At 67.0% G+C, this 22757-nt stretch carries 14 protein-coding genes; 6 read left to right on the top strand and 8 right to left on the bottom strand.

Annotated elements, in window-relative coordinates; genetic code table 11:
* The first annotated feature begins 5 nt into the window (after positions 1–5).
* The 3 genes from ASF26_RS02120 to ASF26_RS02110 are packed head-to-tail and all read left to right on the top strand — an operon-like array spanning position 6 to position 3363.
* Positions 6–1052: a ligase-associated DNA damage response exonuclease gene (locus ASF26_RS02120; protein ID WP_056248842.1), complete on the top strand. Its 1047-nt coding sequence runs from the start codon at positions 6–8 to the stop codon at positions 1050–1052.
* Complete coding sequence (locus ASF26_RS02115) at positions 1049–2890, top strand: cisplatin damage response ATP-dependent DNA ligase (protein WP_056248838.1); 1842 nt, start codon at positions 1049–1051, stop codon at positions 2888–2890. The genes ASF26_RS02120 and ASF26_RS02115 overlap by 4 nt, the downstream gene beginning before the upstream one ends.
* Positions 2887–3363, top strand: coding sequence for a secondary thiamine-phosphate synthase enzyme YjbQ (locus ASF26_RS02110; RefSeq protein WP_056248836.1), 477 nt, complete (start codon positions 2887–2889; stop codon positions 3361–3363). The genes ASF26_RS02115 and ASF26_RS02110 overlap by 4 nt, the downstream gene beginning before the upstream one ends.
* Positions 3364–3399: 36 nt before the next feature.
* Here ASF26_RS02110 and ASF26_RS22440 read toward each other — a convergent pair whose 3' ends face one another.
* The 4 genes from ASF26_RS22440 to ASF26_RS02090 all read right to left on the bottom strand — a co-directional run bounded on the left by ASF26_RS22440 (position 3400) and on the right by ASF26_RS02090 (position 8710).
* Complete coding sequence (locus ASF26_RS22440) at positions 3400–4104, bottom strand: response regulator transcription factor (RefSeq protein WP_162240212.1); 705 nt, start codon at positions 4102–4104, stop codon at positions 3400–3402.
* Between the two features lie 683 nt (positions 4105–4787).
* Positions 4788–6113, bottom strand: a complete 1326-nt coding sequence (locus tag ASF26_RS02100; RefSeq protein WP_056248830.1) for an O-antigen ligase family protein — start codon at positions 6111–6113, stop codon at positions 4788–4790.
* Positions 6114–6429: 316 nt separating this feature from the next.
* Positions 6430–7605, bottom strand: coding sequence for a glycosyltransferase (locus ASF26_RS02095; protein WP_056248827.1), 1176 nt, complete (start codon positions 7603–7605; stop codon positions 6430–6432).
* Positions 7606–7720: 115 nt separating this feature from the next.
* Complete coding sequence (locus ASF26_RS02090; protein ID WP_056248823.1) at positions 7721–8710, bottom strand: NAD-dependent epimerase/dehydratase family protein; 990 nt, start codon at positions 8708–8710, stop codon at positions 7721–7723.
* A gap of 645 nt (positions 8711–9355) precedes the next feature.
* On the opposite strand from ASF26_RS02090, the gene ASF26_RS02085 reads away from it, so the two are divergent.
* On the top strand, positions 9356–10747 hold the full coding sequence (locus ASF26_RS02085; RefSeq protein WP_056248817.1) for a UDP-glucose/GDP-mannose dehydrogenase family protein: 1392 nt from the start codon (positions 9356–9358) through the stop codon (positions 10745–10747).
* 290 nt (positions 10748–11037) lie between these two features.
* Here the strand turns inward: ASF26_RS02085 and ASF26_RS02080 are convergent, their stop codons facing one another.
* The 4 genes from ASF26_RS02080 to ASF26_RS02065 form a co-directional block, all read right to left on the bottom strand.
* Positions 11038–12195, bottom strand: a complete 1158-nt coding sequence (locus tag ASF26_RS02080; protein WP_056248815.1) for a DegT/DnrJ/EryC1/StrS aminotransferase family protein — start codon at positions 12193–12195, stop codon at positions 11038–11040.
* Entirely contained in the window at positions 12176–13471 is a 1296-nt protein-coding gene (locus ASF26_RS02075; protein ID WP_056248813.1) for a glycosyltransferase, read from the bottom strand. The genes ASF26_RS02080 and ASF26_RS02075 overlap by 20 nt, the downstream gene beginning before the upstream one ends.
* Positions 13472–13582: 111 nt before the next feature.
* On the bottom strand, positions 13583–14674 hold the full coding sequence (locus ASF26_RS02070) for an SDR family oxidoreductase (RefSeq protein WP_082477477.1): 1092 nt from the start codon (positions 14672–14674) through the stop codon (positions 13583–13585).
* A gap of 664 nt (positions 14675–15338) precedes the next feature.
* A complete protein-coding gene (locus ASF26_RS02065) occupies positions 15339–16142 on the bottom strand; it encodes a response regulator transcription factor (protein WP_162240211.1) in 804 nt (267 codons plus the stop codon).
* 424 nt (positions 16143–16566) lie between these two features.
* Here ASF26_RS02065 and ASF26_RS02060 point away from each other — a divergent pair, with 424 nt between their 5' ends.
* Positions 16567–17796 (top strand): hypothetical protein, encoded by a 1230-nt coding sequence (locus tag ASF26_RS02060; protein ID WP_156462831.1) that lies wholly within the window; start codon positions 16567–16569, stop codon positions 17794–17796.
* Positions 17797–18090: 294 nt separating this feature from the next.
* Positions 18091–22731 carry a MupA/Atu3671 family FMN-dependent luciferase-like monooxygenase gene (locus tag ASF26_RS02055; RefSeq protein WP_056248797.1) on the top strand — a complete coding sequence of 1547 codons (4641 nt, stop codon included), beginning with the start codon at positions 18091–18093 and terminating at the stop codon, positions 22729–22731.
* Positions 22732–22757 lie beyond the last annotated feature (26 nt).

Below are 22757 nucleotides of genomic sequence, written 5' to 3'. Positions count from 1 at the left end.
CCCGCATGAGCCTGAGTGCGAGCGACCTCCTGACCCTGACCCGCGAGGGCCTGTATTGTCCGCTGGGTGGATTCCACGTGGACCCGACTTGGCCGGTGCCGCGTGCGCTCATCACCCACGGCCATGCCGACCATGCCCGGTCCGGCCACGGCAAGGTGCTGGCCACGGGCCAGACCCTGCGGATCATGGCCGTCCGCTACGGCGAGGATTTTTGCGAGACGCGCCAGGAGGCGGTGCTCGGCGAGGAGATCCGCATCGGCGACGTCACCGTGCGCTTCGCGCCCGCCGGCCACGTCCTCGGCTCGGCCCAGATCGCGATTCAAGCGCAGGGCGTCCGGGTGGTGGTGTCGGGCGATTACAAGCGCGCCTACGACCCGACCTGCCTGCCCTTCGAGGTGGTGCCCTGCGATGTCTTCATCACCGAGGCGACCTTCGGCCTGCCGGTCTTCCGGATGCCGGACACGGCGGGCGAGGTGCGTAAGCTCCTCGATTCCGTCGCCCTGTTCCCCGAGCGCGCCCATATCGTCGGCGCCTACGCGCTCGGCAAGGCGCAGCGGGTGATGGCCCTGCTGCGGGAGGCCGGCTACGACGAACCGATCTATCTCCACGGCGCCATGGAGAAGTTGACCGAACTCTACAAGCGCGAGGGCATCCCGCTCGGGGAGACGCCGAAGGTCGTCGCGACGGAGCGCGGAAAACTCCACGGCGCCATCGTGCTCTGCCCGCCCTCGGCGATCCAGGACGTGTGGTCGCGCAAATTCCCCGATCCCGTCACCTCCTTCGCCTCGGGCTGGATGCGGGTGCGGGCGCGGGCCCGGCAGAAGGGCGCCGAACTCCCCCTCGTCATCTCCGACCATTCCGACTGGCCCGACCTCTGCCGCACCATCCGGGAGACCGGGGCGGGGGAGGTCTGGGTCACCCACGGGCAGGAGGACGCCCTGGTGCATTGGTGCGGGACACAAGGGATCAAGGCCAAGCCGCTGCACATGCTGGGCTATGGCGATGACGGCGAGGGCGAAACCACCGCGCCGGCCGAGGAGGCCGCCGCGTGAACGATTTTGCCCATCTCCTCGACCGCCTCGCCTACGAGCCGCGCCGCAACGCCAAGCTGCGCCTGCTGCAGGATTACTTCGCCCATGCCCCCGATCCGGAGCGGGGCTGGGCGCTCGCCGCCATGACCGGCAACCTCAGCTTCCGCGAGGCCAAGCCGGCGATGATCCGAGGCCTGGTGGAGGCGCGGGTCGACCCGGTGCTGTTCGCGCTCTCGCATAACTATGTCGGCGATCTCGCTGAGACCACGGCGCTGATCTGGCCGTCTCAAAACCCTCCCCCCTCTGCGGGGGAGGGTGCCTGCGGAGCAGGCGGGAGAGGGGACGACCTCTCCGGAGATGGCGCTCCCCTCTCCCGACCCTCGCTGACGCGAGGGCCACCCTCCCCCGCAGAGGGGGGAGGGGACGCAGTGGCCGGCCCCGGCCACAACAACCCGCCACCGCACATCCCCACCCTCGCCGAGGTGGTGGACACGCTGCGCACCACGAAGAAATCCGACCTGCCGGCCCATATCGCCGGCTGGCTCGATGCGCTGGACGAAACCGGGCGCTGGGCGCTGTTGAAGCTCATCACCGGGGCGCTCCGCGTCGGCGTCTCGGCGCGCCTCGCCAAGACGGCCGTGGGGGCGCTCGGCGGCCACGAGGCCGATGCGGTGGAGGAGGTCTGGCACGGGCTCGAGCCGCCGTATCTCGGCCTGTTCGCCTGGGTTGAGGGGAGGGGGGAGCGCCCCACCACCCTCAACCCCGCCCCGTTCCGCCCGCCGATGCTCTCCCACCCCATCGACGAGGAAACGGACTTCGCGAAACTCGACCCGGCCGCCTTCTCGGGCGAGTGGAAATGGGACGGCATCCGCGTCCAGCTCTCGGGCGGCCGTGACGAGGCCGGGCAGCAGGTGGCGCGGGTCTATTCGCGCACCGGCGAGGACATCACGCATGCCTTCCCCGATCTCGCCGATGCGATCACCTTCACGGGCACCATCGACGGGGAGTTGCTGATCCTGCGGGAGAGCCGGGTTCAGAGCTTCAACGTCCTGCAGCAGCGCCTCAACCGGAAGGCGGTGACGCCCAAGCTGCTGGAGGAATTTCCGGCCCATGTGCGGGCCTACGACCTCCTCACGGCGGAGGGCGAGGATTTGCGCCAGCTGCCCTTCGCGACCCGCCGCGCCCGGCTGGAGGGCTTCGTCGCCGCTCTGGATCACGCCCGCATCGACCTCTCGCCGCTCGTGACTTTCGCCACCTGGGACGATCTCGCCGAGGCCCGTGCCGATCCGGCCTCGGTGGGGGCGGGCGAGGATGCCGACGCCATCGAGGGGGTGATGCTGAAGCTGCGCGACAGCCCCTATCTCCCCGGCCGCCCCAAGGGTCCGTGGTGGAAGTGGAAGCGCGAGCCGCATCTCGTGGACGCGGTGATGATGTATGCCCAGCGCGGGCACGGGAAGCGCTCGTCCTTCTATTCGGACTACACCTTTGGGGTCTGGCGCGAGCGGCCGGAGGGCGGCCGCGAACTGGTGCCGGTGGGCAAGGCCTATCACGGCTTCACCGATGCGGAACTGGCCAAGCTCGACCGCTACGTCCGCAACAACACGACGAAGCGCTTCGGCCCGGTGCGCGAGGTGGCCTACGGCATCGACGAGGGGCTGGTGCTGGAGATCGCCTTCGAGGGGGTGCAGCGCTCCACCCGGCACAAATCCGGCGTCGCCATGCGCTTCCCCCGCGTCCACCGCATCCGCTGGGACAAGCCCGCCGCCGAGGCCGACCGGATCGAGGCCCTGGAGACCATCCTGGCCCGCGGCGAGCGCGAGATCGCGCCGGGCGCCATCATCGAGGGAGAGACACCATGAGAGGTTCGGGCAGGATCGGCGGGATCGAAGGCTTTCAGGAGGGCGAGATCCGGCGCCAGGCGAGCGCCCGCGTCACCGTCTCGACGCCGGGCCAGGGATTCACGGATATCACCGCGTCCGTGGCCGATTTCCTGCGGCGCAGCGGCATCGGGCAGGGCCTGCTCACCCTGTTCTGCCGGCACACCTCGGCCTCCCTGACGATCCAGGAGAATGCCGACCCGGACGTGCGGAGCGACCTGATGACGGCGCTGGACGGTCTCGCCCCGCGCCTCCCCGGTGGCGGGTACATCCATTCGGCGGAAGGCCCCGACGACATGCCGGCGCATATCCGCACCCTCCTGACCGATTCGGGGCTCACGATCCCCGTCACCGACGGGCGGCTCGTCCTCGGCACCTGGCAGGGCATCTATCTCATCGAGCATCGCGACCGGCCGCATCGGCGCGACATCGTCCTGCATGTGGCCGGAGAGTAGGCGGCGTGCCGTCATCGGGCACGCCGCCGATTCGGATCACGCGGTCCGCCCGTTGCGCCGGGCGCCGACCTTGGGCGTTCCGTGCTTCGAGACCCAGACCGCGGCCTGCGTCCGGTTACTGACGTTGATCTTTCTCAGCACGTTCTTCACGTGGATCTTCACGGTCGCCTCGGAGATCCGCAATTCCCGGGCGATGGACTTGTTCGAATGCCCGGTGGCCAGGCAGGCCAGAACCTCGATCTCGCGGTTGGAGAGATCCGAGACCGTCGCGGGGGACGCGTCGGCGGTCTTCGGGAGCGTGGCGAGTGACGGTTTCGGGAAGCCGTACGCCCCGCCGGTCAGGTGAGACGCGGCATCGATGGAGATCACGATGTTGCCGCCCATCACCACGTTCAGCGACCGGATCAGCGCGATCGGCTGCGCGCTCCGGTTGAGGCAGGCCTGGATGCCCATCTGGAGCAGATAGCGGGGCACCGCCGGATCGGTCTCGGCCGTCAAAGCGACGATCCGGGCCTGGGGAAAGTGGGATTGCACAACCGGGACCAGCGCCGCCTCCATCTGCTCCTGGCCGAACTCCGTGAGGATGACCAGGGCCGGCAAGTGTCCGGGGCTCATGTCGGAGATGTCGTCGATGGAGTCGAGGATCGAATAACCGTTTTGATTTAATATTCCGACGAGCCCGTCGCGCTCAAGGCCGCGCGGCCCGATAATGATGGCGGGTATGCTTGCAAGAGAAGGCATTCGACCGTCCGGTCTGCCGATGAGGCTGGGAATGAAATCGGATTTGAGAGGCTCGGAGGCGGCTGTGACACTGAGTGACATCTGACTTACTCCAAATTGCATTTGGTAAATCGCTGACATTGGCAACATTCTGCCGATAGCGACCGATCGGGCCGCCGCTCGATTGGCAGGATCGTCCTTGCGCCGAAGAAGCAAAACTCACTCGCAGTTCAGCAAGTCCGAAATAATCGTCCGTATCGGGCGAGACGACTTTGTATGCGCGACGTTATTATTCTATGTTAATAAATCTACTGATGTCTCGGCGTCCTTCAAATACTGAATTTCGCTGCGGTCAGCTAACACGACAATATCGAGCGTCACAAGCAAAAACGGGAACTCTAATTCATGGCATTCGTGCCGTCGAAATCGGTGTAGCTCGATGTCGCCGGAGTCCGGCAAAGCATCCGTTTCGGATAGATTCGCCCCTTGCGGCGCTCTTACTCGCGGATCGAAACCTCGACGTGCCGCGGTGGGGGCGCGCCTGCAACGCGGCCCCGCACACCCTGGATCGACGAGATCTTGCCGGAATGTATGCCGTGGTATGACTACTTAGATCGATGTCTATCGAAGACTGTCGATGATCGCAGCACGGCGACGACCATCGACGGTGCAGGAACGTCTCGAATTGCGCGGTCGGCGATATTCTACTGGACGTTGCGCCCGAGGGGGGAACGGTAGATCATGCTGGCGCCGATGCCGAAGCCGAAGACGCACCAGAACCAGATGCCCAGCATCGGTCCTTCGAGCGCCACGTCGAAACACGCGTCCACGAACATGCCCAGCGCGTAGCAGGCGATCCAGATGAACAGCTTGGCCCAGTGCTCCTCCCCGCGCCGGCGGGCCCAGAGCAGGCTGTGGAACAGCATCGCGAACCAGGTCGCCAGCACGCCGAGCCACAGCACGAGACCGGGGACGCCCGAGCGCGCCAGATAGGTCATGTTCACGTTGTGGGGGCTGCGCAGCACCGCGTCCGCCGTCACCCATTGCTTGTAGCCGTCCTCGAGGGCGATGTTCACGCCAAAGCCCTTGCCCGTCCAGAAAAACGGCCCGCGCAGGGTGTAATCCTGGATCGTCGCCCACCAACGCAGGCGGAACTCCTTCGTCGCCTCGAAATTCGAGGCCTCGCTGACGCCGACCACGCTCTTCAGGCCCTCGACGAGCTGCTTGGGTCCCGTCGCCCGCTCGTTGCCGGGGAGCTGGATGCTGAGATCGAACACTGTCGCGATGACCGCGGCGACGAAAAAGACCAGGACGATGGGTAGGAACTGCCGCAGCCGGCGCCCGGCGATGGCCGCGACCACCACCGGCACGAGGCAGGTCAGCATGGCGCCGCGGCTCGACGTGACGATGATCATGCTCGCCATCAGCACCGCGATCCAGAGTCGCGAGAAGCGGCCGAGCCCGAGCATGACGAAGACGGCGATGGCCGCGAGGTGGCTGGCGGCCTCGCCGGCCCGGACGCTGGGGATCTGGATCTCGGTGCCCGGGATCTTCAGGAACGCCGAACTCAGGCCGTACACGATGCCGCCGGCCAGGGCATAGAACCGCGCGAACCGGCCATAGGTGTCGATGGCCCGCCAGAACCGGCCGGGCTCCTCCAGCAGCAGGGCGACGACGATCAGGGCGAACAGGCCATAGAGGGCCAGCACGCTGTCGCGGGGGGCGTCCATCCCGTAGGGACCCACATACGGCACGGTCCGGTAGACGACCCAGCCCATCAGGACGATGAGCATCCGGCTCGCCGGCGTCGCCAGGATGGCGAGCCAGCATCCGGACCGCAGCAGCGCGATGAGCCCTCCGGCCAGGGCCATCTCGCCGACGAAGAGCGGCGGGATGCCCAGATAGGCGAAGGTCTTGCCCAGGATGGCATAGCCCAGGAGCACGATGACGAGGGCGCGGGAGTAGCGCTCGTTGAAGTCGTCGGCGGACCGGCCGAGGGGGAGGGCGGTGTCGAGGCGGGACTGGATCACGCGGGCGACTTCTTTAGAGGGGGGCGGGAGTTATGTCAGCACTTTCAGCGTCGTTCGATTAGATGGTTCGTCCGATTCACTTGCGAAAATACATCATCCCACCAGACCACCTCATCCTGAGGTGCCCTTTGCTTGAGCAAAGGGCCTCGAAGGAGCGCTCCAGCCACCCAAGCGATCCCTGGAAGAGTCCTTCGAGGCCGCTACGCGGCACCTCAGGATGAGGTCGAGCCTTGGACAAACACCTGGAACCTGCCTAGCTCCTTGATGTGTCGCAGGTTTTTATCGCAGAACCGGGGGCCACTTCTGCGAAACCTGCTTAGACCGCGATCGGCATCGTCCGGTGCGAGTCCATCGCCTCGGCGTAAATCCCCAGGAGCTGGTTCGTGGTGACGGTCTCGCTCCAGCACGATTCGTATTTCGACCGCGCCGCCCGGCTCATGCGCTGGGATGCGGAGCGATCGGTGAGGATCCGCGTCATGGCGCGGGCGAGGTCGGCGGCGTCGCCCGGGGCGGCATGCAGGCCGGTCACGTCGTCCGAGACGATCTCGGCGAGAGAGCCGATCCGTGAGGCGATCACCGGCAGGCCCAGGGCGAAGGCTTCGACCACCACCATCGGCAAGCCCTCGTACCAGAGCGAGGGGACGAGGAGGGCGCGTGCCTCCCTCATCGCGGCGCGCACCTGCGCGGGGGTGACCTGGCCCCGGTAGTCGAGATCGGGCGAGGCGGCGACCTTGTCCGCCAGCGGCCCGGTGCCGACGACCGTGACCCTGCGGCCGGCGATCCTGGCTGCGGCGATCAGGGTCTCGATGCCCTTCTCGCTGGTGAGGCGCCCCACGAACAGCAATCCTTCCCGCTCGCCCTCCCGGACCGGGCCGGGATCGGCGAGCCCGTTCGCCTTCACGGCGATGCGTCCACCGGGCAGGCCGGCCGCGATGAACCGGCCGCGTTCGAATTCGGTGAGCGCGACGAAGCGATCCACATGGTTCGCCCAGGTGCCGATCTGCTTGTGATGCTGGATCGATCGCGCCACCGCCAGCGATCCGAGCCGGGAATCCCGGTAGCACCGGTGCAGCACCGCATTGTAGGCGGAGCCGCCGACGCAGACCTCGCAGGGCGCGCCGTTCCGCGTCAGCATCGCGTTGGCGCAGATGATCCGGTAATTGTGCAGCGTCTGGATCGTCGGTGTTCCCGTCTTGCGCACGGCCACATGCACCATCGGCGAGATCAGCGGGAAGTAATTGTGCACGTGGACCACGTCCGGCCGGAAACCGTCGACCTCCTTCAGGACGAGGCCGATGTTCTTCGGCGAATTCACCGACTGGAACGCCGCGCGCAGGCGGTCGATCGGCGTGACGATGGATGTGTTGCTCAAGGTGAAGAGCCGGACGTCGCAGCCGGCCCGTTCGAGGGCGCCGATCTCCTGGGCGACGACGGAATCCTCGCCGCCGTGGAACTGGTACTCGTTGTGGACGATCAATACGCGCTTCGACATCCGGATCGCCTCACGGTCGTTGCTGTGGCTGCTGCATCTTCGTCGCGAGGCCGTCGCCGAATACTTCGGCGCCGCATCCGTGCCTGTCGAATCGGATGCGGCGCCGGGCGCGGGGTCATTCGGCCGCGACGGAATGCCGGACCGGATGGGCCTGGGCGATCTCTTCCTCGATCCAGCGATAGGTCGGCACGAGCCCCTCGCGGATCATGATCGTGGGTTCCCACTTGAGGACCTTGCGGATCAGGCTGTTGTCGCTGTTGCGTCCGCGCACGCCCTGCGGCTTGGTCAGGTCGTGGCGCTTGGTGATCGTCTTGCCCGCGATCTCGGCCGCGATCTCGACGAGGTCGTTGATGGTGATCATCTCGTCCGTGCCGAGATTGATCGGGGCGCAGTAATCCTCCGCCATCAGCCGGCACAGGCCCTCGACGCAATCGTCGATATACATGAAGGAGCGGGTCTGCAGACCGTCGCCCCAGACCTCGATCTCGCCGCCGTCGGGGCAGAGCACCACCTTGCGCGAGATCGCGGCGGGCGCCTTCTCCCGGCCGCCGTCATAGGTGCCGAGCGGACCGTAGACGTTGTGGAACCGTACCGACCGGGTCGGGATCTTCCAGTCCTCGGTCATGTATTGGCACAGTTTCTCCATGTAGATCTTCTCGAGCCCGTAGCCTTCCTCCGGCTGGGCCGGCCACGCGACGTCCTCGGCGAGGGGGGTGACGTCGGGCGAGAGCTGGAGGTGCTGGGGATAGACGCAGGCCGAGGAGGAGAAGAGGAACTTCTCCAGGCCGCTGTAGCGCACGGCCTCGACCATATGGGCGCTGATCAAAGTATTGTTGAGGGTGATCTCGGCATGGGAGCCGCTGATGAAGCCGATGCCGCCCATGTCGGCCGCCAGATGATAGACCTCGTCCATGTCCTTGACGGCGATGGCGCAATTGTCACGCATGCGCAGATCGACCTGGAGGAAATCCTGCGCGGCCGAGGCTTCGTATTGCGGAAGCTTGATGTCGGCCCCTCGGACCCAATGGCCCTGGCTGACGAGGCTTTTCACGAGATGGTGCCCGATGAACCCACCGGCCCCGGTCACAAGTATCTTTTTCTTCATGACAGACCGTCCTTATTCAATGCGTGCCGCCAGAAGGACTGCATGATCGTCGACTGTATTGGTAGGAACCTTGAGAGTTAGATCGAACGCGCTCATGGTGCCGCGTATAGTACCCTTGCGCCGCACGGGGCGACTTGGCGGGGTCGGTGCCGACATCGCGGTCATAGGTGCCGGGCAAATGTGAGCCCACGGCCTCCGCCATCCTCCGGATGCTCATGCCGAAGTCGGACATCTGTCATTTGTCAGAGCAGGTCATCCAAGCCGACCACCTCATCCTGAGGTGCCGGAGCGTAGCGGAGGCCTCGAAGGAGGTTTCCAGAGACCACTGCGATCCCTGGAGGGTTCCTTCGAGGCCGCTGCGCGGCACCTCAGGATGAGGTCGTGCCTTGGAACAACAACTCGACGAGGTCCTGAATCTCGTCCCGCGCGGGTCCTGTCAGGCCACCGAATCGGGATGACGAAATGTCGGATCGACTGTTCGACGCGAAGAAGTGGCGTCGTGCGTGTAGCTTTCGGACTAGTTCCCGCCCACTCGGAAGAGATGTTCTCCAGGACAGGATGATATTTTAAGGTTGTCGCTTGCGGCGGTTGCTGTTCGGCACGAGCGGTCGCCTTTGCTCATCTGAACGATCCATGGAGGCTGGAATGCGGGTGGCGGTCATCGGCGTCGGATATGTCGGGCTCGTATCCGGGGCGTGCTTCGCCCAATTCGGGCACCATGTGCATTGCGTGGACAAGGACCCTCAGCGGATCGCCGCCCTGTGCGCTGGCCGGATGCCGATCTACGAGCCGCATCTCGATGCCCTCGTGGCCGACAACGTCGCGGCCGGGCGACTGACCTTTGGCACCGATCTCGCGGCGGCGGTCCGCGACGCGGAGGTGGTGTTCATCGCCGTCGGCACGCCCGCCCGGCGCGGTGACGGCCATGCCGACCTCGCCCACGTCTTCGCCTGTTGCCGCGACATCGCGCAAGCGATCCAGGGCTATACCGTGGTGGTGACGAAATCGACCGTCCCGGTGGGCACGGGGGACCGGGTCGAGCACATCATGCGCGTCGTCCAGCCCCAGGGGGCCTTCGCCGTCGTCTCGAACCCGGAATTCCTGCGCGAAGGCGCGGCCATCGCGGATTTCCAGCATCCCGACCGGATCGTCATCGGCACCCAGGACGAGCGGGCGCGGGCGATCATGACCAACCTCTACCGGCCCCTGGCGGAGGCCGCAGTGCCGCTGTTCTTCACCACCCGGCGCACCGCCGAACTGGTGAAATACGCCGCCAACGCCTTCCTCGCCATGAAGATCGGCTTCGTCAACGAGATGGCCGACCTCTGCGAGCGGGCGGATGCGGATGTGGCGGGAGTCGCCTACGGGATCGGCCTCGACCGGCGGATCGGCGCGCAATTCCTCCAGCCCGGCCCCGGCTTCGGCGGCTCGTGCTTTCCCAAGGATATCCAGGCGCTGATCAAGTCGGCGCAGGATTACGGCGTCCCTTCCCGCATCATCGAGACGGTGGCGGCCGCCAACGAGCAGCGCAAGCGATCGATGGCGCGCCGCCTCATCAAGGCCTGCGGCGGTTCCGTGCGCGGACTGACCATCGCGGTGCTCGGCCTCACCTTCAAGGCGAATACGGACGACACCCGCGAGGCGCCGGCCACCTCGATCATCACCGCCCTGCAGGACGAGGGCGCCGAGGTGCGGGCCTACGACCCCCAGGGGATGGACCAGGCGAGGGCGCTCATGCCCGACATCGCCTACGCCACCGACCCCTATAGCTGCGTGGCCGGCGCCCATGCGGTGGCGATCGTCACGGAATGGAGCGCGTTCCGCACCCTCGACCTCGCCCGTCTCCGCTCGCGCATGGCCGGGCCGGTCCTCGTCGATTACCGCAACATCATCCCGGTGGCGGAAGCCACGGAGGCGGGCTTCCGCCACGTGGGCATCGGCCGGCGCAGCGTCACGGCGGAGCGCCCGGCGCCACGGATCGACCTGACTCAGCCACAGGGCGCGGTACTGCCGGAACTCGCGGTCGCCGCGGGGTGATCCCGCGACGGCATCGACCGCGCGAAAGCCGCTCCGCGAATACGGGGCGGCTTTCGTGTGTCGATCCTATTCAGGAGTTTCACTTGGGGAAGTCGGTATCGTTGCAAGACGATCGATCTTCCCACCCTCTCACCTCATCCTGAGGCGCCCTTTGCGCAAGCAAAGGGCCTCGAAGGAGACCTCCAGTTCTCTGAGCGAGGACTGGAGCCCTCCTTCGAGGCCGCTTCGCGGCGCCTCAGGATGAGGTCAGGGGTTGGAAAGACGGGGAACGGGTTTCGGGAGGCCCGTGTTCACCGTCCGGTCGCGGTCCGCAGGGCGGGTTTCGGCCAGAACGCGGAGGCCTGGGCCAGCACGGTCTCGATCACCTCGTCCTGCTCGTCGATGCGCAGATCCGGGAAGAGCGGCAGCGAGAGCGTGCCCTCGCCCCATTCCTGCGCCACGGGCAGGGACGAGGCTTCCGGCACGTCGCGGTAGAGGGTCAGGGTGGGCACGCTGCGGTAATTCACCGTCGTGCCGATGCGGGCCTCGCCCAGCGCCCGGAGCATGTCGTCGCGGCGGCCGTCGGGCACGTGGATCGGGAACAGGTGGCGGGCCGAGACCACGCCCGGCTCCAGGGCCGGCCAGGTGAACGGGGTGCCGGCGAGCGCGCTCTCGTAGCGCCGGCTCAAGGCCTCGCGCCGGGCGCACTGGACCTCCACCTGCTCGATCTGGGGGGCGAGCAGGACGGCGAGCAGGTCCGGCAGGTTGGCCTTGGTGCCGAGGCGGTCGATGTCCCAATGGTTGTAGGTGCCGCCCTGGAAGCGCTGGGCCGCGCCGGCGGACATCCCGTGCAGCACCGTTTGCACCAGGGTCCGGGCGAGGTTGGGATCACGGGTGACGACGGCGCCGCCCTCGCCGCAGGTCACGTTCTTCGTCGCGTAGAAGGAGAAGATCGCCGCGTCGCCGTCCTGCCCCGGCCGGCGCCCGTTGCGGCTGCCCTCGAAGCAATGGGCCGCGTCCTCGATGATCCGGATCGAGGAAGGAATCGCCGCCCGCAGGGCCGGGATGTCCACCATCTGGCCGTAGAGATGGACCGGGATGATCGCCCGCGTCCGCTCCGTCACGGCCGCCGCCGCGAGAGCGAGATCGATCAGGAGCGTGTTCGGGTCGCTGTCGACGAAGACCGGCGTCGCGCCCACGAGGCGCACCACGTTGGCCGTCGCCGCGAAGGTCATGGCCGGTACGATGACCTCGTCGCCGGGGCCGATCCCCATGGCGAGGAGGGTCGCCACCGCCCCTTGCGTCCAGCTCGAGGTGAGCTTGGCATGCGGCACGCCGAAGAAGTCCCGCAGCAGGTCCTCCACGCGCGCCCCCTCGGGGCCCGTCGTCAGGAACGCGCTGCCGAGGACCGAGGCCACCCGCACCGCGTAGTCCGGCGAGAGCGCATGCCTATAGAACGGGACTGCCATCCGTTGCCTCCATGTCTTCGCTGAGGGCCGGCGATGCCGGTGTGGTTCGGTAGAGGGCGTGCAGGCGTGCCGCGACCACGGTCCAGTCGGCCGAGCATCCCATCCGGTGGGCGCCGCGCGACATCGCCCGCCATTCCGCGGAATCGAGGGAAGACGCCCGGGCGAGCGACCGGGCCACGGCCTCGGCCGTCAGATCCTCGATGAGGAGGCCGGCCCCGTGCCGTGCCATCGCCTCGGTCATCCCCGCCTCGGCGGTGATGAGGAGCGGCACGCCCAGGATCTGGGCTTCGAGGGCCGCCGTCGGCCAGCGGTCGAGGCGCGAGGGAAAGGCGAAGAAGTCCCAAGACCGGACGACCTCGTCCCGGTCGGCTCCGTAGCGCGGCCCCTCGAAGGTCACGGCGGACCCGATTCCGAGGCGGAGGGCCGTCGCCGCCAGCGCCTCGCGCTCGTCGCCCGGACCCATGACGACGAGGCGGCCGGTGCCGCCCTGCCGCCGGTAGAGGGCGAACCCCTCGATCAGGAGATCGAGGCCCTTGTGGAACGTCGCGAGCCGGCCGCAGAAGCCGAAGACGGGCGCGCCGCCGGCAGGGCCCAATAACCCGCCGGCAGGGCCGGGCCTGTCGACGAATCCCGGACGCCCGCCGAGCGCGCTCGAATAGACCCCGTGGGGCACGAGGACCGACCGGGCCTTGGGCGCCAGGCGGCGCAGCTCGGCCTGTTCCAGGGCGGTGATGACGTGGACGAAGCGCGCCCCCTCCAGAACGCGGCGCTCCAGCAGCCGGACGTAGAGGGCGGTCGACGGCTTCACCAGCCGGCCGGCCCGGTCGTAGAAATGCGAGAAGCAGGCGTGGAGGCTGATGACGTAGGGGATGCCGCGCCGGCGCAGCATCCGCGTCAGCGAGACCAGGAGCGGTTGGCGCGCGCCGTGGAAGTGGAAGACCGTCCGCGTGTCGGCCCCGTCGAGGAAGGCCTCGCGGGAGCGGCGCGACAGGCTCACCGTGCGGCCGAGGAGCCTGAGCCCCTCCAGCGGGACATGATTTAGCCGGATGCCCGCCGGCACCGTCATCCCGTGCGGGTCGCGCGACAGGAACAGGATGCGGGACGCCTCGCCCGACAGGGTCTGTTCGGTGACGAGGGAGCGGGTATTCTGATGAATACCGTTGGCGAAGGAGGGATATCCCTCCTTGTTCTCGATGATGACATGACGGACGGAGAGCGGGGAGCCGCCATCCGGCCGTCGGACCGGGGACGAGGAAGGCATGTCATAGGCTCGCATGGGTGTCCTCCTAAGCAGGTTTCGCAGACGTGGCCCCCGGTTCTGCGATCGAAAACCTGCGACACGGCACTCTTGGACCGGTCGATGGGAGGCGCGGGTCCGGATCGGCTCTCAGGCGCGCGCCCCGTCCGCGGCGGTCTCGAATTGCGGGCGGGGGAAGACGCCCGGGCTCGCGGCGACGGTCTCCTCGGCCGCGAGGGGCAGGCTCAACCCCTGGAGCGGATCGGCGAGCAGCATCTTGTACCACTTGACCGTGTTGCAGGCGGGCGTGTTGCGCAGGAGCTTGGCTTCGATGGCGTTCTGGATCTCGATGACGGCGTCTTCGATCCGGTACCGTGCCCCGAAGCCGAAGTGTTCGCGCGCCTTGGCGAAGCTCACATGGTAATCGCGCCGGTCGGGTCCGCCGGGCATGAACTCGATCTCGCTCGGCCTCGTGACGGTGTTCTTCACCGCGAGCGCGATGTCGACGATCTGGCGATTGTCCCAGCCGACGTTGAAGGCCTCACCGGCGACGGCTCCGGCGGGAGCGCGCAGGGCGCCGAGGAACGCGGCGGCCACGTCCCGTACATGGACCAGGGGGCGCCATTGCGAACCATCCCCCCCCACCGTGATGCGGCCGCGATCCAGGGCGTCGAAGCTCATCTGGTTGACCACGAGGTCGAAGCGCATGCGCGGCGACAGGCCGAAGACGGTGGCGTTCCTCAGCGCGGTGGCGACGAAATGGCCGGTATTCAGGGCGAGCACGGCCTCTTCGGCCCTGGCGCAGGTCTGCGCGTAGATGGTGAGCGGGCGCAGCGGCGTGTCCTCGGAGAGGAACAGGTCCTGGCCGGCACCGTAGACCGCGCAGGAACTGGCGAAGAGGTAACGGCGGACGCCGGCACGCTTGGCGGCCATCGCGGCCCGGATGCGGCCCGTCTCGTTGATGGACCGTGTCAGTTCCGGGTCGAGGTCGCCGGACGGATCGTTGGATAAAGCGGCCAGATCGATGGCATAATCGCAATCGTCATAGGCGCGGTGATCGATGGTCCTGATGTCCTGCTTGACGATCTCGAGTTTCGGATGGCCGTCATACTTCGAAAGACACGGCGTTCCAAAGTAGAACGCGTCGATGGCCCTGACCCTGTACCCGCTGCGCAGCAATTCTCCGACCATGACGGATCCAATATATCCGCCAGCTCCCGTGACAGCAATTTTTGCGTTCATGGCTCTCTTTCCATCACGTCATGAAAACGATCTACATCAGTCTTGATATTCAATTTAAAGTGATGGTTCTGGTAAATCAAAAGAACAATCGGACTAATAACTATGGAACCGTGATGTCTTCGATAGTGCCAAATCAAGCCGATCTGGTGCGCGAAGGGGTTAGTCGAGACAACTCCCGGTGCGGCAGGCTTCATCCACTCCGATCGACCGGCGATGAGCGCTGATGTGCGGTGCCGGCGGGGCGCGGGCGTCGCGTCATCCGAAGGGCCACGCGACGCGATGGCGTACAATTGGACGTGGCAGGGTTGGCCGGGGCATCGCGATATCGCGAGCGAGGGCAAGCGCCGGCCTGACAGGGTGTCGGTCGGGCCAAATGCTATGAGGTGTAGTTCAAGTCTTTATTGGGAGGATTGCCGCCCTGCATCGACCTGGCGCCGGCCGAGAGGGGAGGTCGCGCGAGGACTCTCAAGGCCGATTTGGTTGGGTGCCTCAGCGGATGCTCATGCCAAAGCAAAACATCCAATCAGACGACCTCATCCTGAGGTGCCCTTTGCTGCAGCAACGGGCCTCGAAGGAGCCCTCCAGAGACCAAAGCGGTAACTGGAAGTCTCTCTCACAGTCGCTACGCGGCACCTCAGGACGAGGGAACGCCTCGACGGTACTGTTAAACGGTCGCCATCTCTTCGAGCACGTCGTTCAGGGACGCCACAGCCGGATGATGCGCGACCAGTCGACTCCGGTCCCCGGCGTTGCAGTATCTGATACCCCAGAGCGCGGCCTGTGTTCTGTTTCGTACATTGATCTTTCGGAGGATCGCCTTGACGTTCCCCTTCACACGTCCCTCGGCAATGGAGAGGCGCTCGGCGATCGTACGGTTCGAATCGCCCTTGATCAGGCAGGCGATAATGCTGAGTTCCCGCTCCGAGAGATGGAACGCCTGATCGTCCGAGGGAGACCGATCCTCGCCGGTGGGTGCGGGCGCCTGATCCTCCTCCTCACATGGCTCGGTCTTCACATGCGCGCGAACCGACAGGTGCGGCACGACGCAGTGATCGAGGAGGATCAGTTCCAGCGCCTGAACCAGCGTATCCGAACCGGCGCTGGATAGAAGGATGGCCGCCGCGCCGCATTCCAGCATCGGTGCCACATGCTCGGCTTCACAGGTCGCGCAGATGCATATGATGAAGCTATTGGGGAAGCGAAGACGAGCGTTGATGATCTCTTCGGTCGGCGCGTCCGCGGTCGGTTGAATACTCATGACGATAATCAAATTTGAATCAAATGTTTCGGTAAAATCCTGGACTTGGTCCAGGCCTCCCACCATGGAGACGACGTCGAAGCCGCTCTTTATCAAGATGTAGCGTAAACCTTCTCTGTAGAGCGCCGTCCCACCGCTAATGACGGTTGCCGGACGTTTTGCGGGAGCAATATTGAGTCGTGGAAAGGTAGTTCCGGATACATGAATCATCGCTGGACCCCCACCGATTCGCATTGGATAAATCGACCGCTCCGTCTTCAAGTAATGTACAAACCGATACATTAAATTGAGACTCTGGTATGAATTGGAACAATCTGATCGTCAATGAAAAATGGGTTAGCTAATCCTTTTTTGGTCATCCCATTTGATCGATGCCGGATTCCGACTTCGCCGAACCATCCGAAAGCTCTATGCAGATGTTAATGTGTGGCGGTTCTTGGTGCGAACATTGAGGGGGGCACTCAGGGATTTCTACGACGTCTCAAATTCAGCGACTGTATAGATTCCGCTCGGATCCTTCGGGACCGGTCATACGCCCAGATCGTCCGTTCGGAGTAGGTCTCTTTCGATCTCCGATGACTGGCAACGCGAGGTACAATCGGCGGCATACAGCTGCGGTGATGTGAGATTCGATATGTTGGGCAGGTGGTTGCACGCTCATGACAGCTTTGCCGGCTCCAAAAGATCGCTCGATGCCGGCGATGCGGCGCAGGTCGGTTCGGTCCGCGCGCCGCTCCCCGGGGGAGGGGGGTGGGCCGAGTCGTTCCGGCACGACCATGCCGACCTCGTCGGCCCAATTCGGCCGGGCTCCCGCTTCTCGGGCAACCTCTATTGGCTGCTGGCCACCACCTCCATTCTCAGCGCGATCGTGTTTGGCCTCGTGGTCGAGACGACCCGGTCCGTGGGAGCGCGCGAGGCGCGCCAGGAGCAGGACGGGCATCGGGCCGCCTTGCAGCAGGCCGAGGACAGGATCACGACCCTCGCCTTGGCGCTTCGCTCCGAGAAGGACGCGGCCGAGATCGCCCGCTCCCTCCTGGGCCGGCAGGTCGATGAAGGGCGCCGGGCTTTGGAGGCCGTGGAGGCCGACCTGAAGCGGACGCAATACGATCGCCAGCTTCTGTCCGCCCACGCGGAAGACCGCGAGCAGGCGCTCCGGCGCCTCGAAGGGCAATTCGAGGCCAGCCGCGGGGAGGTCTCGACCCTCCGGTCCGAGGCCGCGGATCTCCAGGCCCGCGCCGATGCGGCGATCCGCGCGCAGGCGCTGGCGGATGAGGCACGCCGGGTGGCCGAGACCGCCCTGGCGGAGGTCGGGCTCGCCCGCGATAGCGATGCCCCGGCGCGGATGGAACTGGCGTCGATCGATGCCGATGCGACGGCCGACGTCGCGAAGGGCGACGCTGCGGAGGGCGGGTCCGGCGCGGCGCGGGCCGCTGTGTCCAAGGTCCGGGAGATCGCGCCGGTGGACGACGCGCCCGTGAGCGACCTGCGCCCGAGATGGTTGACGCTCGGCGGCGCCACCTTCGCCTCCCTCGACGCGCTGACCTTCGCGAGGGGCATCGCCATACCGAAGCCGAAAGCGCTGCCGACGCCCTCCGTCCTCCGCCGCGTGGCTCCGCGCCCGAATCGCGGGTGGCCCCAGGCGAACGCCGCCGCGCCGTCCTCCGCCAATGCCGCCCCCGCCGGGAAGGCGCTCTCCGACGACGGAGGCGCCGGCCCGGACGGCGAGGCCCACGACACGGTCCGGGCCTCGCGTCTTCCGGTTTCGTCGCTCATGCGCCCGCCGCTGACCCAGGGGGCACCGCAATTGAAATCCGCCCGCGGCGACGGGGCGCCATCGAGGAAAAAGCTCAGTAATCCGAAGTAGTGCTTCTCTTGAGGGGATTAACGCCGCATCTTTTATTTGAAAGGTCGAGGAAACGAGTTCGGCCCGTCATGCGGGTCCGGGTTCGTCTCAATAATCCCTTTCAGGAATGACGGCCGGTAAGATTGCTGTCAGGATCGTTGGCCCCTATTCGATCATTGCCTCAACAATTCGTCGAAATTCATGTCTTTGTTTGCCGGAACGAGCATTTTGTCTCGAATTTGAAAATTCGAAACCTCGCTTCTTGTTTCAACTCATCGATTCCCATGACGTGCAGCGGTGCCGGAGCCTGTCGAGATGGAATTCATCGGGAACCCTCCTCGGGACGATACGGCCTCGTATCACGCTGAGGACGATGCGAGACCCACCGCCTGCTTCATCGGCGATGGGACGCTGCTGATCCGATGCGCGGAGCTCTTCCTGGCCGCCGGGCATGTGATCTCCGCCGTCGTCACGCGAGATCCCCGCGCCGCCGACTGGGCGCGCCGTGTTGGGCTCACCCTCATCGACAAGGACGCGTACCTGAAAGCGGGCCAGGGCCAGGGCCACGTGCCGGTCGATTTCCTGTTCAGCGTCGGCAACCTCGACGTGATCCCGCCCGCCATCCTCGCCCGCGTCCGGCGCCGGGCGATCAACTTTCACGATGGCCCCCTGCCGAGGCATGCCGGCCTCCATGCCACGACCTGGGCGATCCTCGCCGGGGAGACCTCCCATGGCGTGACCTGGCATCAGATCGACGAGACCATCGATACCGGCGCGATTCTGGCGCAGGAGCATTTCGACATCCTGCCCGGCGACACCGTATTCAGCCTCAACGGCCGCTGCTACGAGGCCGGCGCCTCGAGCTTTGCCGCCCTCCTCGACGGGTTCGTTTCGGGCTGCGTGGAAGCGAGGCCGCAGCGGGGCGAACGCCTCTATCACGGCCGGCTCAAGCGCCCGGATCGCGCGGCGACCCTGGATTTCCGCCAGCCCGCCGCGAGGATCGCGGCCCTCGTCCGCGCCCTCGATTTCGGCCCGGTGCCCAATCCGCTGGCGCGCCCGAAGATCTTCACCGGGCGGGATCTGGTCCTGGTCCGGGGCGCTGAGATCGGTCCCGCCTCCGATCATCGTCCGCCCGGCACGATCATGCGGGTGGCCCCCGACCTCGTTTCCGTCGCGACGGCCGATCGCGAGATCGTCCTCACCGGCCTCACGACTCTGCGGGGCGAGCCGGCAGGGGCGATGTTCGACCTCGGCACGGTCCTGCCCGAGATCGAAGGACCGCGCGCCGAGGCGATCACCGCCGCCCAGCGCCTCGCCGCCGCCCACGAGGCGTTCTGGATCGAGCGCATGGCCGATGTCGCCGCGCCGACGCTGCCCTATCCCCGTCGCGGGGCCGGAGGCTCCGAGGCCGCGCCGTATTCCATCGCCATCCCGCTTGGCCCGACGGCGAGCCTGGACGACGCGGCGGCGGCCTTCGTCGCCTGGATCGGCCTCGTTTGCGACACGCCCCGGATCACGCTGGGGCTCAGCGAGGCCGCCGCAGATTCCGAACGCGATACTTGGCCGTGGTTCCTACCGGACCGTCCCCTGACCCTGGCCATCGACCGTGACGGCTCGGTCGCGGAGCTCCGGGCGGCGTTCGCAGCCGAGCGCGCGGACCTCGCCGCCAGGGGCATTCTGGCCGCCGATCTACCGCAACGCGCCGACTCTCCCGACATGCGCGAAAGGGCCGTCGCATGGCGCAAGATAGGCCTGGTCCATGGCGGTGCGAAACCGGGTCTCCTGACGCGTTCCGGCTCCGAATTGTTGCTGGTTTTGAGCGATGGGGAGAGCCGGGCGGAGCTCCTCGTCTGCGGCCAAACTTTCGAGGTCGAGGTCGCGCAGGCCATGGCCGGGCAGTTCGCGGCCTTCCTCCAAATCTTCCTGGCCGATCCCGAAATCCGCCTGGGCGCGCTCCCCCTCGTGCCGGAGAAAGAGGCGGCCATCGTGGCCGCACTCAACGCCACCACCCTGCCTTTCCTGCACAATTGCACGATCCAGGACGAGATCGCCGCCAGGGCGGCCGAGCTGCCCGAGCGGGACGCCGTGGTGGTCGGCAAAACCCGCCTCACCTATGGCGAGCTCGACCGCGCCGCCGGGGAACTCGCCGGCCGCCTCGTCGCGGCCGGAATCGGGCCGGGGACCATCGTCGGCATCTGCCACGAGCGGGTGCCGGACCTCGTCGTCGCCGTCCTCGCGACCTTGAAGGCCGGTGCGGCCTACCTGCCCCTCGATGCCGACTATCCGCGAGAGCGCCTCGCCTACATGCTCGACGATTCGGGCGCCGAGGTGCTGCTGACGAGCCGCCCGATCCAGGAACGCCTCGCCTTCGCTCCGGCGCAGATGCTCTACACCGCGGAGGCCAGCGGCGAGGCCGCGCCGCCCCCCGGTCGCGCCGGCGGGCAGGATCTCGCCTACGTCATCTACACGTCCGGTTCGACGGGCCGGCCCAAGGGCGTGGCGATCACCCATCGCAACCTGATGAATTTCTGCGCCGGCATGGATGCCCGCATCCCGCACGACCCCCCCGGCATCTGGCTCGCGGCGACGAGCCTGTCCTTCGACATCTCGGTGCTGGAGATCCTCTGGACCCTGGCGCGCGGCTTTACGGTGGTGCTGCACGGCCAGCGCTCCGAGCCGAGTCCCGGCCCCGGCTTCAGCCTGTTCTACTTCTCGAACGACGACGCGGCAGACCCGCAGGACAAGTACCGCCTGCTGCTGGAGGGCGCACGTTTCGCCGATCGCAACGGTTTCGAGGCGGTGTGGACGCCGGAACGGCACTTCCATGCCTTCGGCGGCCTCTACCCCAATGCCGCGCTCAGCGCCGCCGCCCTCGCCGCCTGCACGGAGCGGGTCAAGATCCGCGCGGGCAGCTGCGTCCTGCCGCTGCACCATCCCCTGCGCGTCGCCGAAGACTGGGCGATGATCGACAACCTGTCGAAGGGCCGGGCCGGGATCGCCTTCGCGTCGGGATGGCAGCCGAACGACTTCGTCCTGGCGCCCGAGCGGTTCGCCGAGCGCAAGGAGAGAATGGCGGGGCAGATCGACGACATTCGCCGTCTCTGGCGCGGCGAGCGCCTGCCGTTCCCCAACCCGCTGGGCAAGGTCGTGGAGATCGGCACGATGCCCCGGCCGATCCAGCCCGAACTGCCGATGTGGCTGACGGCGGCCGGCAATCCCGACACCTTCGTCCAGGCCGGGCGGCTCGGATGCGGCGTCCTCACCCATCTCCTCGGCCAGACCCTCGAGGAACTGGCGGACAAGATCCGGCAATACCGCCAAGCCTGGCGGGAGGCCGGCCATGCCGGCGAGGGCCACGTGACCCTCATGCTTCATACCTTCGTGGGCGAGGACGAGGATGCGGTCCGTGAGACCGTCCGCGAGCCGATGAAGCGCTATCTCGGCAGCGCGATGGATCTGGTCAGGCAGGCCGCCTGGACCTTCCCCACCTTCGTCCAGCGCGCGGCCTCCGACGGCCGTACGCCGGCGGAGATCCTCGACGCCGAAGACCTGTCGCCGGCCGATCGCGACGCGCTGCTGGACCACGCCTTCGAGCGCTATCACCGCACCGGCGGCCTGTTCGGCACCCCGGAATCCTGCCTCGGCATGGTCGAGGCGGTGCGGCGCATCGGGACCGACGAGATCGCCTGCCTCGTCGATTTCGGGGTACCGACCGATCTCGCCCTCGACCATCTCAAGCACCTGAAACGCCTGATGGTTCTGGCCGGGACCCTCACCGCGACAATGCCCGCCTCGGTGCCCGAGGACATCGTCCGGCACCATGTCACCCACTTCCAATGCACGCCGTCCATGGCCCGGATGCTGGTAGCCGATGCGGCGGGCCGGCGCGCCCTCGCGCAGCTCGGCACCATGATGGTGGGCGGCGAGGCTCTGAGCGCGGACCTCGCGCGCCAGCTGCGCGACCTCCTGCCCGGCAGATTCCTCGGCATGTACGGCCCGACGGAGACGACGATCTGGTCGGCCGTGGTCGAGATCGACGGCGTGGAACGCGGCGTGACCCTCGGCGAACCCATCGCCAACACCACGTTGCACGTGCTCGACGCGCACCGGCGCCCGTGCCCGGCCTATCTGGCGGGCGAGCTCCATATCGGCGGCGAGGGCCTCGCCCGTGGCTATCTCGGTCGCGAGGATCTGACGGCGGAGCGGTTCGTCCCCAATCCCTTCGGTCCGGGCCGGCTCTACAGGACCGGCGACCTCGTCCGCCGGGACGCCTCGGGAGCGCTGATCTTCCTCGGGCGGCTCGACCATCAGGTTAAGGTCCGGGGGCACCGGATCGAGCTCGGCGAGATCGAGGCCGCATTGGCGCGCCAGCCCGGCATCGCCGCCGCCGTCGTGGTGGCGCGCGAGGATACCGACGGCGACCAGCGTCTGGTGGGCTACGTCACCGCCAGGGACGGCGCGACCCTGCGGCCCGAGGCCCTGCGCGAGGCGGCCGCCTCGACCCTGCCCGCCTTCATGGTCCCGGCTGTGATCGTCGTTCTGCCTGCCTTCCCGATGACCCTGAACGGCAAGGTCGATCGCGGCGCGCTGCCGGCGCCGCATCCGTCACCGGAGACACAATCGGCATCGCCCGAGGCGCCGATGTCCTCGGTGGAGGCACTGATCGCCGGCATCTGGAGCGAAGCGCTCGGTCGCCAGGTGGCCGCCACGAACGAAAACTTCTTCGACCTCGGCGGTCATTCCCTCCTCGTGGTGCAGGTCCAGCGCCGCCTCGGCGAGGAGCTCCGCCGCGAGATCGCGATCACCGACCTGTTCCGCTTCCCCACGATCCGCACCCTCTCCCTGCATCTCGGAGGATTCGCCACCGGCCCCTCGGCCACCGACCGGGGACACGATCGGGCCAAGGCGCGGCAGGCGCTCCGACGCCGCCAGGAGATGCCGGCGACGGTCGCCTGAGCCCTCGGTCACCAGAGAATACGTGA

The sequence above is a fragment of the Methylobacterium sp. Leaf93 genome (assembly GCF_001422345.1).
Taxonomy (GTDB): Bacteria; Pseudomonadota; Alphaproteobacteria; order Rhizobiales; family Beijerinckiaceae; genus Methylobacterium; species Methylobacterium bullatum.
Note: the sequence above shows the minus strand (reverse complement) of the source record. Positions and strands in the feature narration are given on the sequence as shown.

Excerpts from the sequence above, each read along its gene's own strand:
- ASF26_RS02120 (WP_056248842.1), top strand. The coding sequence starts at position 6 with ATGAGCCTGAGTGCGAGCGACCTCCTGACCCTGACCCGCGAGGGCCTG.
- ASF26_RS02110 (WP_056248836.1), top strand. The coding sequence starts at position 2,887 with ATGAGAGGTTCGGGCAGGATCGGCGGGATCGAAGGCTTTCAGGAGGGC.
- ASF26_RS22440 (WP_162240212.1), bottom strand. The coding sequence starts at position 4,104 with ATGCCTTCTCTTGCAAGCATACCCGCCATCATTATCGGGCCGCGCGGC.
- ASF26_RS02095 (WP_056248827.1), bottom strand. The coding sequence starts at position 7,605 with ATGTCGAAGCGCGTATTGATCGTCCACAACGAGTACCAGTTCCACGGC.
- ASF26_RS02090 (WP_056248823.1), bottom strand. The coding sequence starts at position 8,710 with ATGAAGAAAAAGATACTTGTGACCGGGGCCGGTGGGTTCATCGGGCAC.
- ASF26_RS02085 (WP_056248817.1), top strand. The coding sequence starts at position 9,356 with ATGCGGGTGGCGGTCATCGGCGTCGGATATGTCGGGCTCGTATCCGGG.
- ASF26_RS02080 (WP_056248815.1), bottom strand. The coding sequence starts at position 12,195 with ATGGCAGTCCCGTTCTATAGGCATGCGCTCTCGCCGGACTACGCGGTG.
- ASF26_RS02075 (WP_056248813.1), bottom strand. The coding sequence starts at position 13,471 with ATGCGAGCCTATGACATGCCTTCCTCGTCCCCGGTCCGACGGCCGGAT.
- ASF26_RS02070 (WP_082477477.1), bottom strand. The coding sequence starts at position 14,674 with ATGAACGCAAAAATTGCTGTCACGGGAGCTGGCGGATATATTGGATCC.
- ASF26_RS02065 (WP_162240211.1), bottom strand. The coding sequence starts at position 16,142 with ATGATTCATGTATCCGGAACTACCTTTCCACGACTCAATATTGCTCCC.
- ASF26_RS02060 (WP_156462831.1), top strand. The coding sequence starts at position 16,567 with ATGTTGGGCAGGTGGTTGCACGCTCATGACAGCTTTGCCGGCTCCAAA.
- ASF26_RS02055 (WP_056248797.1), top strand. The coding sequence starts at position 18,091 with ATGGAATTCATCGGGAACCCTCCTCGGGACGATACGGCCTCGTATCAC.